Genomic DNA, 14,266 nt, shown 5'->3' with positions numbered 1-14,266 from the left:
TTATGCGCTCATCGCTATCGTACATAAACTGAGAAATTCGGTAGCATTGAGGCTTACACCACCAATCAAACCACCGTCTACATCAGGTTGAGCAAACAAGTCTGCTGCATTACTCGGTGTTACGCTACCACCGTACAAAATCCTGATGTTTTCTCCGATAAATGGAGATACTTCAGAGAGACGCTTGCGAATAAACGCATGAACTTCTTGCGCCTGCTCTGGCGTAGCACTCTTACCGGTTCCTACTGCCCATAATGGCTCGTAGGCGATAATTGCGTTGTCAAAAGCCATGGTGCCATTCTTTTCAATGACCACATCTAACTCTTCAGCAATCACTTCAAAAGTGCGTCTTGCTTCACGAGCTGGACCCGACTCACCAACACAAAGTATTGGGGTCAAACCATGTTTCTGAGCTGCGGCAAATTTCTCTGCCACGATATCACTCGTCTCTCCGTACATACGGCGACGTTCTGAATGTCCGATAATAACATATCGACATCCTGAATCTTTTAACATCTGACCAGATATTTCACCAGTATAGGCGCCGAAGTCATGTTGACTTATATTCTGCGTTCCCATTCTGACCAAACAACCATTTAAGGCTTCTTTGTTTTCATCCAGTAGCTGTCGTACACTTTCTAAGTAAATAGAAGGTGGACACAATACCACTTCCGCTGAATCATCTTGGAGCTTGGTAGCGAATTTCTTGAAAAGCTCTTGTGCAAGTTGCGCACTGCCATTCATTTTCCAATTACCAGCAACCATGGGACGTCTGAGTGCCATTACTGTCTCCTTTGAAAGCGGCGTGAATAATAGCGAACCACTTGTTAACTTACAATACCTAAAGACGTTATTTTTACGAATTAAGGCGAGAACGCGTATTTTTTATGCTAACAAGATGTTGGCAGTACGATTAATAACAGCTTTGCAGCAAATTCAACCACGACTGCCTATAACATCCTGTTTATTTAACTAAATACTAAACTAAATTACGAACAGCATCTGCAATATAATTAGCATATTTGGTGACCGCTTCTTGCTCATCACCTTCTACCATCACCCTCAATAGCGGTTCAGTTCCTGATTTACGCAGTAACACACGACCGCGTTCACCCAGTTTCTGTTCTACTTCTGCCTTTGCAGCTAACACAATATCAGCTGCTAACGGGTCGTTATTACCCTCGAAGCGAACGTTCACTAATACTTGTGGCAACATGGTGATATTGGCAGTTAGCTGCTCAAGGCTGGCGTTTTGACGCTGCATAGCCGCTAGCACCAAGATGCCGGCAACAATACCGTCACCGGTTGTGCCATGGTCGAGATTCAAAATATGACCTGAATTTTCACCACCGATACGCCAATCATGCTCTTTTAGAAGCTCCATGACGTAGCGATCTCCCACTTTAGAGCGTACAAAAGGAATATTGAGCGCTTGTAATGCGAGGTCTAACCCTAGATTTGACATCAAGGTACCGACAACACCACCACGAAGGACGCCGCTTTTTTGCGCATCACAGGCTAAGATATAAAGAATTTCATCGCCATCAATAACACGTCCATGACGGTTAACCATCATGATCCGGTCGCCGTCACCATCAAGAGCAATACCTAAATCAGCATTTTCGGCTAAAACGGTTTCACAAATCTTTGCCATCGAGGTGGCGCCAACTTTATCGTTGATATTCAAACCATTTGGCTTATCACCGATAGCGATAACCTCAGCGCCAAGCTCTCTAAACACACTCGGAGCGATATGGTAAGTTGCGCCATGAGCACAATCGACAACAATTTTAAGACCGCTTAACGTCTGCTCTGCTGGGAAATGACTCTTACAGTACTCAATATAACGACCAGCGGCATCATCAATACGAGCCACTTTACCTAACAGGTGAGACTCAACACAGGTTAATGATTTTTCAAGCTCAGCTTCGATTTCAAGTTCAACGTCATCGTCGAGTTTACTGCCATCGTTAGCAAAGAACTTAATACCGTTATCGTAATACGGGTTATGGGAAGCGCTAATAACAATACCGGCTTCAGCACGGAAGGTGCGTGTCAAATAGGCAACTGCCGGTGTTGGCATTGGGCCAATAAGCATCACATCAATCCCTGCGGCAGAAAGCCCCGCTTCCAATGCAGATTCAAACAGGTAACCTGAAATGCGAGTGTCCTTACCGATAATAACTTTATGGGTGCCAGCACGAGATAATACGCGCCCCGCAGCCCAACCCAACTTAAGCGCTAATTCAGGGGTCATTTTGCCCGCGCCTACTTTGCCTCGAATACCGTCGGTTCCGAAAAATTGTCTTTGCTTCACTTGAACTCCAAACTCACTAATCACGTAGATCTAAATCCATCGATTCTACCGTAAAAATACTAACCCTAGCTGAACAGCTGGCATCAAAGCCAACGATTAAGCTAAAGCGATATAATTCTTTGTCGCTGCTAAAACAGCAAGCATATCACTGGTTTCTTGCACATCATGCACGCGCACAATATTCGCGCCAGCTTGGACTGCCAGCATATTACCAGTAAGTGTACCACTTAATCTTTGTGCTACTTCACGTCCAAGTAACTGCCCGAACATACTCTTACGTGATAAGCCAGCCAGGATAGGTAAGCCCATAGGTAAAAATTCTGCCATACGATTTAGCAGCTCATAATTATGTGCAAGGGTTTTACCAAAACCAAAACCGGGGTCGAGCACTATCTGTTCACGTTTTATCCCAGCCGCAATACAGGCCTCAATACGTTGATTGAAGAACTCGGTGATATCGCTAATGATGTCACCATATTGCGGCGCATCTTGCATCGTCCTAGGCTGCCCCTGCATATGCATCAGGCACACAGGCACATTCAATGCCGCAGCGACAGCTAATGCACCCGGTTCTTGCAGTGCTCGCACGTCGTTAATCAGATGGGCACCCGCTTCTATTGCTGCCTGCATCACGGCGGCCTTGCTGGTATCTATTGAGATCCACACATTATGAGTACGGCTCACGTAATCGATTAAAGGCAGCACACGCGCCAGCTCGTCGTCAACAGATACATCTTTCGCACCAGGACGGGTGGACTCACCACCAATATCGATGATTTTGGCGCCATTAGCCACCATAAAATCGGCTTGTCTACAGGCTGTTTCGATTGAAGAATATTCGCCACCATCAGAAAATGAGTCGGGCGTGACATTGAGGATCCCCATCACAACTGGAGAACTTAAATCTAGAGATGCATTACCACTGGTTAATTTAGACAAAATAAAGTTCCGTAAACAAGAAAACCCCTAGAAGGGGTTTTCTTTATCTAACTAAAGATTACTTAGCGGGTGATTCGTCAGCATCACTGACATCAGGCTTATCTTCTTTAGCTTCCTTGATCTCTTCTTTCTTTTCAGATGAAGCGTCATTGCTATCGTTATCATTTGACTGCAGATCTTTTTCCCACTCAGCAGGCATACGCACTTCACGACGAGCCATTAAGTCATCAATTTGGTTTGCATCGATGGTTTCATACTTCATCAACGCATCCTTCATTGCATGAAGAATATCCATATTTTCAGTTAGGTAAGTAACTGCTCGACTGTAGTTAGCATCAATCAGCATTTTAACTTCAGCATCAATAACACGTGCAGTATCATCAGACATATGCTGAGATTTACCCATGCTACGCCCCAAAAACACTTCGTTCTCATCTTCAGCATAAAGTACAGGACCTAGCTTTTCAGAGAAGCCCCACTGAGTAACCATGTTACGTGCAATCGACGTTGCGTACTTAATATCTTGTGACGCGCCAGTTGATACTTTCTCGCTACCGTAGATAATATCTTCTGCAATACGACCACCGTAAGCCACAGAGATTTGACTCTCAAGCTTGCGACGACTCTGACTGATTGCATCTGCTTCTGGTAAGAAGAAGGTCACACCCAATGCGCGGCCACGTGGAATGATTGTTACCTTATGCACAGGGTCGTGCTCCGGTACCAAACAACCCACAATAGCATGGCCCGCTTCATGGTAAGCGGTCATCTCTTTCTCTTCTTCCGACATCACCATAGTGCGACGCTCAGCGCCCATCATGATCTTGTCTTTAGCGCTTTCGAACTCTTCCATACCCACAACACGGCGGTTGTTACGAGCAGCGAATAACGCCGCTTCGTTAACAAGGTTAGCAAGATCTGCACCCGAGAAGCCTGGTGTACCACGAGCGATAACGCTTGCTTTAACACCGTCAGCCAAAGGTACTTTACGCATATGTACCTTAAGGATTTGCTCACGACCACGTACATCAGGCAAGCCAACAACCACTTGGCGATCAAAACGACCAGGACGTAACAATGCAGCATCGAGTACGTCTGGACGGTTAGTCGCAGCGATAACAATAATACCTTCGTTACCTTCGAAACCATCCATCTCAACTAGCATCTGGTTCAATGTCTGCTCACGCTCATCGTGACCACCACCAACACCAGCGCCACGTTGGCGACCTACGGCATCGATTTCATCGATAAAGATGATACAAGGAGCTGATTTTTTAGCTTGTTCAAACATGTCACGTACACGAGATGCACCAACACCGACAAACATTTCTACGAAATCAGAACCTGAAATAGTAAAGAAAGGAACCTTTGCTTCACCTGCAATCGCCTTAGCAAGCAAAGTTTTACCTGTACCTGGCGGACCCACAAGCAATACGCCTGTTGGAATACGGCCACCCAGCTTTTGGAACCTAGTGGGTTCTTTCAGGTAATCAACCAATTCTTTAACGTCTTCTTTAGCTTCATCACAACCTGCAACGTCACCAAAAGTAGTTTTAATTTGGTCTTCGCTCATCAATTTGGCCTTACTCTTACCAAATGACATTGCGCCTTTACCGCCACCGCCTTGCATCTGACGCATGAAGAAAATCCACACACCGATAAGCAGTAACATTGGGAACCAAGAGATAAATATCTGAGTTAAGAACCCTGACTCTTCAGCTTCTTCTCCCTTGAATGTAATCCCCTTGCGATTTAGTTCATTAATTAGATCTAAGTCAGGTAACGGCATTACAGTGACAAACTTTTCACCAGTACGCGTTGTTCCCTCAATAGTGCGCTGGTCACTCTTAACCGTTGCAGTATTGACTTGACCGTCTTTAACGTTATCTAAAAATGTTGAATAATCCATCTTCTGCTTAGTCGAAGAAGAGGGGGAATAGCCCTGAAAAACTGACATCAACACAACGGCGATGACAACCCAGAGAATTAAATTTTTTGCCATGTCACTCAAATTACTCGACCTCTTTTAAAGTCTTTCGAAAACTAATGTTAGAGTACTTAGGGTAGATTACTACAACTTGTACCCAGTCGCCACAAGATAGACTTCACGCGAACGTGGACGTGAAGAATCGGGCTTACGTGTTTTAACCGTTTTGAACGCCTCTTTAACCGCTTTCATGTATTCATCAAAGCCCTCCCCCTGAAAGACTTTAACAGCAAAACAACCATTAGGCGCCAACACTTGATGACACATATCTAACGCAAGTTCTACTAAATACATAGCACGCGGCTGATCAACACCACCTGTACCACTCATATTCGGTGCCATATCAGATAGCACCACATCAACCTTGGCATCACCCACTCGGGTTAACAATGCGTCCAGCACTTTTTCCTCGCGAAAATCACCCTGTAGGAAATCAACGCCAACAATCGGGTCCATAGGTAGAATATCACAAGCGATAACTTTACCCTTATCACCTGCCAATTTAACGGCTACCTGAGACCAGCCACCCGGTGCGGCCCCTAAATCAACAACCGTCATTCCAGGTCGAATGAGTTTATCTTTTTCTTGGATCTCTTCAATCTTAAAAGCCGCACGCGACCTTAAACCACGCTTCTGCGCTAGTTTGACATAGTGATCATCGAAATGTTCCTGCATCCAGCGAGAAGAACTGGCTGTTCGTTTTTTTCCTGACATTTAAAATCCGCAACAAAATTGAGAGTTACACAAAGCCTATATAAGGGTAGAATAGCGGGTTTTCAACAGTAACTCAGCATAAAGTTGGTATAAATGAACTTAACAACCAAACAAAAACAGCACTTAAAGGGCTTAGCGCATAGTCTCAAGCCTGTAGTGATGCTTGGTGGTAACGGCTTGACTGAGGGAGTGCTGGCTGAAATTGATAATGCACTTTCACATCATGAATTGATTAAAGTGAAAGTAGCCTCTGGTGACAGAGAGCTTAAAAACGCTATCGTAGATGCCATTGTACGTGAAACTAAAGCTGAAAAAATACAGCTTATCGGTCACGTTTTAGTACTGTTCCGTCAGTCTGAAGAAATGAAAATTGCAGTGCCTAAGGCAAAGTAATTAACAAAGACGTCTTCATTAAGATAAAGAAGCCTTTGTAAGATAAATAAAAAGAGCCGCTGATTATTCAGCGGCTCTTTTTTTATGGGCCTTTTTTATGGCGTTTCGCTAATAGGTTCGACTTTATAGTGCTCGGCATTCACTTTCAAATACTCGGGTAAGCAAGTACCTACAGATACCGATGACACCGTTCCAATCATGATCCCGAGAAACATCGCAATTGAAAATCCCTGCAGCGGCGCACCGCCCATCACCCATAAGGCGCCAACGGTAAATAGTGTGGTACCGCTCGTGATCATGGTACGTGAAAACGTGGCTTTTACTGCGCTACTGCACACTTTATCAATCGCCATCTTAGGTTTAGCAATCAGCACTTCTCTTACCCTGTCAGCAATGACAATCGAGTCATTCAGTGAGTAACCTAAAATAGCCAGTACCGCTGCCAAAATGGTCAAGTTGAACTCCATCTGCGTTAACGAGAAAAATGCCAGCACGAAGATAACATCGTGAAATAGTGCCAATAATGCGCCACTGGCAAGACGCCACTCAAAACGAAAACTTAAATAAGCCAGAATACATAACATTGCCGCAAGCAGTGCCAACCCTCCTTGCTCTGCGAGCTCTTGACCAATTTGCGACCCAACTATGCTAGAGTTGAGTACTTCAACATCATTAGTCAACGGCGCCAATATGGTTTTGATATCACCAGCCCCAGCATTGTCTATTTTAGCGTAACGCAAAATCCAACGACCTGGCTCACCCGCCGAAATAACACTGACCTCCTGCTCCGAGGTTGCTGACAATAGCTTACTAATTTGCGTGGCCTTAACATTCGAATCGAGTTTTACCTCAGTAACAATCCCTCCGGTAAAATCTAGCCCCCAATTAAATCCATTGACGACAATAATGCCAATAGATGACAGCATGATCAGCACAGAGAAGACACTTGAGAGGTAACGTGCTTTTGTTAATTTACTCAACTTACTTAAATGATTAAAATTCATATTATACCTTCACGTTACGACTAAAATTACGACCATATGCCCAGTTAACTAATGCTCTGGATGCAAAAATCCCGGTGAACATACTGGTTAGCAGACCTAACCCTAGGGTTAACGCAAAGCCTTGAATTGGCCCGTTACCGATAGCATAAAGAACCACTGCAGTGATCATCGTGGTAATGTTGGCGTCAACAATGGTTGAAAAGGCACTATCAAAGCCTCGGTCAATGGCATGAGCAAAGCTCCTCCCCTCCTTTAACTTGTCCTTAATCCGCTCAAAAATAAGTACGTTAGTGTCTACTGCCATACCAACGGTTAGCACTAAACCTGCGATGCCAGGTAAGGTTAAAACCGCGCCAGGGATCAGTGCCATTAAGCCAAATATAAGGATCATGTTGGCTAAAAGTGCCACGTTCGCTATCCAACCTAAACGTCGGTACCAAAGCCCCATAAACAGCAATGTCACCGCCATACCTAAGGCAAGCGCAGAGAAACCGTTGGTGATGTTTTCTTCGCCTAAGCTTGGCCCAATAGTCCGTTCTTCAACAATAGTCACAGGTGCCGTCATTGAGCCCGCTCGAAGTAATAAAGCAAGCTGCTGCGCACTGGCATAATCCCTAGAGCCTGTTACGCTAAATCGGTCTCCCAGCTGAGATTGAATTGTCGCTACACTGATAACTTCAGTGGTTTGTCTAATTTGTCCATTATCACCGCGGCTATACTCACTATATGAAGTCGCCATCGGCTTACCAATATTGTCGCGAGAAAAAGCCGACATGATTCTGCCGCCTTCTCGGTCTAGATGAATAACCACTTCAGGCTGCCCCATCTCACCGAGCGATGCTCTTGCGTCGACAATATGCTCACCGCCGAGTACCGCGCGTCTAGCAACATAAACAGGAGCCCCCAGCTCATCTTTCAATACCTTGGCATTAACAGAACCCTGTTGCTTAACTTGATAGAAAGCAAGGCTGGCGGTAGCACCTATCACTGACTTTGCAGCAGCAGGATCTTGTACACCCGGTAATTCTATTCGAATTCGATGCTCACCTTGACGCTGAACGACAGCCTCACTGATCCCTAGTTGCTCGATACGGCTGCGCATGATCTGCAAGTTTTGCTTCACGGTTAGGTCGCGAATATTCATTTTTTCAGCTTCTGACAGATCAGCATTTAAAGATTGCTCACCAGAGTTTGAGACTTGCCAATTAGGATATTGCTTAGTAACAAACTGTCTTATCGCTGTTTTTTGTGCTAAATCCGTAGTTGTTATGTTCACATTACCGTCAGCCTGCTGCTGAATCGTGACACCATATAAGGACTGTTCACGCGCAAATTGCCTAACAGAGTCAATGAACGTGTTGGCGTGCAACTTATAGACAGGCTCAATTTCAACATCCAATAGAAATTGCACCCCACCTCGCAAATCCAATCCCAATTTAATCGGAGTAAAACCGAGCGATAATAGCCAGTTTGGCGCTGCAGGCGCTAGAGTAAGCGTTAGTTTTGATGGATCCTTTACCTGACTTGCAAGCAAGGTTTTCAGCTGGCTCTGTTGTGAATTGTCGTCAAGCACAATCAAGGTTTGTCCATTAGCTTGATCGATACGCTTAACGGTAACACCTTGGGACACGAGCAGCTGATGTAATTCCAAAGGGTTAACTTTCAACCCGGCCTCGTCGCTAATCTGCACCGCTGCATCTTCACCAAAAAAAGTCGGTAACGCACTCAGTAACATAATGCTGATGGTGACGACTAACACTATGTATTTCCAAGCAGCATAATGGTTCAAAATTGCTGATTTTTTCTGTTCTCTCATATTTTTGCTCTTTAAATTCACTAAAAGTGTGATAGCAACTCACCATTATTCAAAGGCCACAGAAGTGAAACTGGACTTATTATTAAAAGGCTAACCCCAGCAGGACTAATGCCTAATAACATTGGTGCCTAGGAATATTGGGCGAGTATGCTTTAGAGCTATCGAGGTAAACGTTCACCGTTTCAATCACATGCTTGTGACGGAAATAAGTAAGCGGCTTATAGGGAGTGCACCATTAGCGGAATCAACAACAAAGTGAATAAACACCGAGTACGTCAATGCATCAGGGGAAAGTTAGTAATAACTAACACTGCCGAGCTCAATAGCTGCTTTAAAAACCAACCGATAACGAAGCCAAATGGCTATCGGTCGTTAGCTTAAGGAGCGAGACTGAGAAAAGCGGTAGAGAAGATTAGACTCTTTCCACGCGCAAAGTCGGTGGGAGCGAGTATCAATGTGCAGTGACCAGTCTACTGCTGGCGCAAAATCCATGCGATAACCAACGGTTAAAGAAGGCACTGCGGGGGAAGTAAATTCAAAGGCCAGCAAATAGTCGGGACGACTTTGCAGGGGATCATGTTGAGAAAAACTGATAAAGCGCTGCGAAACAAGTGGCGCATATTCAGAGCCATCTTTGTCAGTTTGCTTTGCCTGCTTATCTTCAAGCGTTAAAGGAGTATGTTTAGGTAAGCCAGAGGATTGCGTGATTGTCATATCTGCGAGCATATTCTTATGCGGTGCAGCCTGTATAACGGTTATAACAGCCCCTGCAGGTTCCACTGAGCGCATATCATTACTTTGAACATTTTCAGATGCACTTGCAGACATAGGTGTGAGAAATAATCCCCCTATGAACAACAAGATGAAGCCGAATCGCCAAAATGACAGCACTAATTACCTATTTTAAGTCTATTTACTATGTTGAATATACTAAACGTAGCACAGCCTCGATACAAACAATTATTCACTGTTTTGGCGCTACCGGTCACTGCGTCACATAAAAAAACCGCTAAAAAGCGGTTTTTTTAGTTCTAACGGGTTAGATTAGATATATTCAACTTTGATAATTTCAAAGTCAGTTGTGCCACCAGGTGTCACAATAGAGATCTCATCATCTAAGCTCTTACCAATTAGACCACGGGCAATTGGAGAACTCACTGACAACAAGTTTTCTCTAATGTTAGCTTCGTCTTCACCCACAATGCGGTAAGTCACTTCGTCTTCAGTATCTACATTTAAAATAGTCACTGTAGAACCGAAAATAACGCGGCCGTTATTTTCCATTGTGGTCACATCGATGATCTGTGCGTGAGACAACTTACCTTCGATATCTCTAACGCGCGCTTCGCTTAATCCCTGCTCTTCACGGGCTGCATGGTATTCAGCGTTTTCTTTCAAATCGCCAAGCTCACGGGCTTCACCAATTGCAGCGGCAATTAGCGGACGGCGCTCAAACTTAAGAAAATCTAACTCTTTACGCAGTCTTGCAGCACCGACTATGGTCATTGGAACCGTACTCATAAGCTCTTTCGTCTCCTTTAAAACAAAAGCATGTCCCACTGAGAACAACATCAGTGAGGTAAAATCAGGTGGAATTACGTTATTGTAAACGCAGAGGGCATTCGATGCACTCTAATCTATACTTGCTCGCGATCTAGCTATCATTAAGGCTGAGTAAACCGCCTTTTTTTCGAAGCAAATCACGACTTGAGACCGTAGAGCTTACTTAACCTTTGCCAGACTTGCTAGCAATGGAAGATAAATTTTTATTTATCGCTGCCCTGCTCAATCAAAAGGTCAAGCCAATAAAAAAGGCCGCTTTAAGCGGCCTTCTGTTTTAGCTCAACTTATTTCGTAATACGCTTATGCAGCTCTTGCACTGATGTCACGTTCGAACGGTCATCCGCCGAGTGTGCCATACAAGTTGCAAATGCAGCATTCAGAGTCGTGGTGTAGTTCACTTTATAACGTAGTGCACCGCGGCGAAGTTGACGTGAGTCTTCAATCGCCTTACGACCTTCTGTGGTATTGACAATATAGGTGTACTCACCATTCTTGATACGGTCAAGAATGTGTGGGCGACCTTCATGTACCTTGTTCACTAGGCGTGGGTTAATACCCGCTTCGCCCAAGATAACTGCAGTGCCGTGAGTCGCATCGATTTCATAACCCAGTGCGATTAGCTGTGCCGCTAAATCTGCTACACGTGCTTTATCGCTGTTACGAACAGACAATAGCGCGCGGCCAGACTTAGGCACTTCAGATGTCGCACCAAGCTGTGCTTTAGCATAGGCTTCAGCAAACGTGTCACCGACACCCATCACTTCACCCGTTGAGCGCATTTCAGGGCCAAGCAGAGGGTCAACACCTGGGAATTTGTTAAACGGCAATACTACCTCTTTTACAGAGAAGAATGGCGGAATAACTTCCTTGGTGAAGTTCTGTGACTTAAGGCTTTGACCTGCCATCACTCGAGCTGCAATCTTAGCTAATGGAACGCCAGTCGCTTTTGATACGAATGGTACTGTTCGCGCAGCACGTGGGTTAACTTCAATCATGTAGATCTCGTTATCCTTCACCGCAAACTGCACGTTCATTAGACCAATTACACCAAGTTCCATTGCAAGCTTACCGACCTGCTCACGCATGCGGTCTTGGATTTCTTGGCTAAGGCTATATGGAGGTAATGAACAACCTGAGTCACCAGAGTGAACACCAGCCTGCTCGATATGCTCCATGATTGAACCAATAACAACGGTTTCGCCATCGCATACTGCATCGATGTCGATTTCAATCGCGTTATCTAGGAAACAATCCAATAGCACAGGAGATGCATTCGAAACACTTACCGCTTCGTTAAAGTAGCGACGTAAGTCTTGCTCGTCATAAACGATTTCCATCGCACGGCCACCAAGTACATATGATGGACGAACCACTAACGGATAACCGATACGCTCACCAGAAATCACTGCACCTTCAACCGTTGTAACGGTATCGTTTTCAGGCTGCTTCATGCCTAAACGCTGAATTGCTTGCTGGAAACGCTCACGGTCTTCAGCACGGTCAATCGCATCAGGACTTGTACCGATAATCGGTACGCCTGCGGCTTCTAGGTCGCGAGCAAGTTTAAGCGGCGTTTGACCACCGTACTGCACGATAACGCCTTTTGGCTTCTCGATACGCACGATTTCAAGCACGTCTTCAAATGTCACTGACTCGAAGTACAAACGATCTGACGTGTCGTAATCGGTAGAAACCGTTTCAGGGTTACAGTTAACCATGATGGTCTCGTACCCGTCTTCACGTAGCGCTAATGCCGCATGTACACAACAGTAATCAAACTCAATACCTTGGCCAATGCGGTTTGGACCACCACCTAAAATCATGATCTTGTCACGATTTGATGGGTTCGCTTCACACTCTTCTTCATACGTTGAGTACATGTAAGCAGTATCGGTTGAAAATTCTGCAGCGCAGGTATCAACGCGCTTATACACTGGGTGAATTTCAAAACGAGTACGTAGCTTACGTACTTCTGTTTCGCTCACACCTGCAAGTGCTGCTAAACGTGAATCAGCAAAGCCTTTGCGCTTAAGCTTACGTAGAACATCTTCATTTAGACCAGCTAGACCGATTTCAGCAACTTGCGCTTCAGACTTAAGCAAGTCTTCAATTTGTACCAAGAACCATGGGTCAATATTGGTTAGTGCGAAGATATCATCTACCGACAATCCCATACGGAACGCATCGGCAATATACCAAATACGTTCTGCGCCAGGCTCTTTAAGCTCGTGACGAATACGTGATAGCGCTTCAGGATCTGCCAAGTCGATTTCTGGGCACAAACCATTTTTGCCCACTTCAAGGCCACGAAGCGCTTTTTGCAGTGATTCTTGGAATGTACGTCCAATCGCCATCACTTCACCCACAGACTTCATCTGTGTGGTTAGGCGGTCATTGGCACCGGCAAACTTTTCAAAGTTAAAGCGCGGGATTTTAGTCACAACGTAATCGATGGCTGGCTCAAATGATGCTGGTGTTGCGCCGCCAGTAATGTCGTTGCTTAGCTCATCAAGAGTGAAACCTACCGCTAGCTTGGCGGCAATCTTAGCAATCGGGAAGCCGGTTGCTTTTGATGCTAATGCCGATGAGCGAGATACACGTGGATTCATCTCGATGATAACCATACGGCCATCTTTCGGGTTGATACCAAACTGTACGTTTGAACCGCCAGTTTCAACACCAATCTCACGTAATACAGCAAGAGATGCATTACGCATCAACTGGTATTCTTTATCGGTTAGTGTCTGCGCTGGCGCAACCGTAATCGAGTCACCCGTATGCACGCCCATAGGATCGAAGTTCTCAATCGCACAGACAATGATACAGTTATCATTACGGTCACGAACTACTTCCATCTCGTACTCTTTCCAACCAATCAAAGATTCGTCGATAAGGAGTTCGCTAGTCGGTGATAATTCAAGACCTTGAGAACAGATATCCTCAAACTCTTCTTTGTTATAAGCGATACCGCCACCACTACCGCCCATGGTAAATGAAGGACGGATAATACATGGATAGCCCACTTCAGCTTGAACAGCACGAGCTTCATCCATTGTATGAGCGATACCAGCACGAGGACACTCAAGGCCAATCGACTTCATTGCTTTGTCGAAACGGCTACGGTCTTCCGCTTTGTCGATTGCATCAGCTGTCGCGCCAATCATATCAACATTAAACTCTTTTAGTACGCCACGGCTTTCAAGCTCAAGTGCACAGTTAAGTGCAGTCTGGCCGCCCATTGTTGGCAAAATCGCATCTGGACGCTCTTTTGCAATAATGTTGCGCACGACTTCCCAATGAATTGGCTCGATGTATGTTGCATCGGCCATCTCAGGATCGGTCATAATGGTTGCAGGGTTAGAGTTAACAAGAATAACTCGATAACCTTCTTCGCGTAGGGCTTTACAGGCTTGTGCGCCTGAGTAGTCAAACTCACAGGCTTGACCAATGACAATTGGTCCAGCACCTAGGATAAGAATACTCTTTATATCTGTACGTTTTGGCATTGCTTAAATCTTCTCCCGGATGAGGTT

11 protein-coding genes are annotated in these 14,266 nt (G+C 45.1%); 1 reads left to right on the top strand and 10 read right to left on the bottom strand.

Annotation, left to right across the window (positions count from 1 at the left end; translation table 11 throughout):
* The 5 genes from tpiA to rlmE all read right to left on the bottom strand — a co-directional run bounded on the left by tpiA (position 1) and on the right by rlmE (position 5,957).
* A complete protein-coding gene (tpiA, locus tag ACVBIO_RS13165; RefSeq protein ID WP_028769143.1) occupies positions 1-783 on the bottom strand; it encodes a triose-phosphate isomerase in 783 nt (260 codons plus the stop codon).
* A 196-nt stretch (positions 784-979) separates the two neighbouring features.
* On the bottom strand, positions 980-2,317 hold the full coding sequence (glmM, locus tag ACVBIO_RS13160; protein ID WP_447160121.1) for a phosphoglucosamine mutase: 1,338 nt from the start codon (positions 2,315-2,317) through the stop codon (positions 980-982).
* A gap of 96 nt (positions 2,318-2,413) precedes the next feature.
* Positions 2,414-3,256, bottom strand: a complete 843-nt coding sequence (gene folP, locus ACVBIO_RS13155; RefSeq protein WP_447163335.1) for a dihydropteroate synthase — start codon at positions 3,254-3,256, stop codon at positions 2,414-2,416.
* Positions 3,257-3,314: 58 nt separating this feature from the next.
* Entirely contained in the window at positions 3,315-5,258 is a 1,944-nt protein-coding gene (gene ftsH, locus ACVBIO_RS13150) for an ATP-dependent zinc metalloprotease FtsH (RefSeq protein ID WP_447160123.1), read from the bottom strand.
* Positions 5,259-5,327: 69 nt separating this feature from the next.
* Entirely contained in the window at positions 5,328-5,957 is a 630-nt protein-coding gene (rlmE, locus tag ACVBIO_RS13145; protein ID WP_012278226.1) for a 23S rRNA (uridine(2552)-2'-O)-methyltransferase RlmE, read from the bottom strand.
* Positions 5,958-6,050: 93 nt separating this feature from the next.
* Between rlmE and yhbY the strand changes: the two genes are divergently transcribed.
* Entirely contained in the window at positions 6,051-6,350 is a 300-nt protein-coding gene (gene yhbY, locus ACVBIO_RS13140; protein WP_447160124.1) for a ribosome assembly RNA-binding protein YhbY, read from the top strand.
* Between the two features lie 95 nt (positions 6,351-6,445).
* Here yhbY and secF read toward each other — a convergent pair whose 3' ends face one another.
* The 5 genes from secF to carB all read right to left on the bottom strand — a co-directional run bounded on the left by secF (position 6,446) and on the right by carB (position 14,239).
* On the bottom strand, positions 6,446-7,354 hold the full coding sequence (gene secF / locus ACVBIO_RS13135; protein ID WP_447172786.1) for a protein translocase subunit SecF: 909 nt from the start codon (positions 7,352-7,354) through the stop codon (positions 6,446-6,448).
* A 1-nt stretch (position 7,355) separates the two neighbouring features.
* Positions 7,356-9,170 (bottom strand): protein translocase subunit SecD, encoded by a 1,815-nt coding sequence (gene secD / locus ACVBIO_RS13130; RefSeq protein ID WP_447160126.1) that lies wholly within the window; start codon positions 9,168-9,170, stop codon positions 7,356-7,358.
* Positions 9,171-9,542: 372 nt separating this feature from the next.
* Complete coding sequence (locus tag ACVBIO_RS13125) at positions 9,543-9,998, bottom strand: hypothetical protein (RefSeq protein WP_447172785.1); 456 nt, start codon at positions 9,996-9,998, stop codon at positions 9,543-9,545.
* A 216-nt stretch (positions 9,999-10,214) separates the two neighbouring features.
* Positions 10,215-10,691, bottom strand: a complete 477-nt coding sequence (gene greA / locus ACVBIO_RS13120) for a transcription elongation factor GreA (protein WP_447160128.1) — start codon at positions 10,689-10,691, stop codon at positions 10,215-10,217.
* A 326-nt stretch (positions 10,692-11,017) separates the two neighbouring features.
* Positions 11,018-14,239 (bottom strand): carbamoyl-phosphate synthase large subunit, encoded by a 3,222-nt coding sequence (carB, locus tag ACVBIO_RS13115; protein WP_447160129.1) that lies wholly within the window; start codon positions 14,237-14,239, stop codon positions 11,018-11,020.
* Between the last annotated feature and the right edge of the window lie 27 nt (positions 14,240-14,266).

This window comes from Shewanella sp. 0m-8 (genome assembly GCF_052977265.1).
This window is presented reverse-complemented; position numbering and strand designations above follow the sequence as displayed.

Excerpts from the sequence above, each read along its gene's own strand:
- ACVBIO_RS13125 (WP_447172785.1), bottom strand. The coding sequence starts at position 9,998 with ATGTCTGCAAGTGCATCTGAAAATGTTCAAAGTAATGATATGCGCTCA.
- secF (WP_447172786.1), bottom strand. The coding sequence starts at position 7,354 with ATGAATTTTAATCATTTAAGTAAGTTGAGTAAATTAACAAAAGCACGT.
- ftsH (WP_447160123.1), bottom strand. The coding sequence starts at position 5,258 with ATGGCAAAAAATTTAATTCTCTGGGTTGTCATCGCCGTTGTGTTGATG.
- yhbY (WP_447160124.1), top strand. The coding sequence starts at position 6,051 with ATGAACTTAACAACCAAACAAAAACAGCACTTAAAGGGCTTAGCGCAT.
- greA (WP_447160128.1), bottom strand. The coding sequence starts at position 10,691 with ATGAGTACGGTTCCAATGACCATAGTCGGTGCTGCAAGACTGCGTAAA.
- tpiA (WP_028769143.1), bottom strand. The coding sequence starts at position 783 with ATGGCACTCAGACGTCCCATGGTTGCTGGTAATTGGAAAATGAATGGC.
- rlmE (WP_012278226.1), bottom strand. The coding sequence starts at position 5,957 with ATGTCAGGAAAAAAACGAACAGCCAGTTCTTCTCGCTGGATGCAGGAA.
- carB (WP_447160129.1), bottom strand. The coding sequence starts at position 14,239 with ATGCCAAAACGTACAGATATAAAGAGTATTCTTATCCTAGGTGCTGGA.
- secD (WP_447160126.1), bottom strand. The coding sequence starts at position 9,170 with ATGAGAGAACAGAAAAAATCAGCAATTTTGAACCATTATGCTGCTTGG.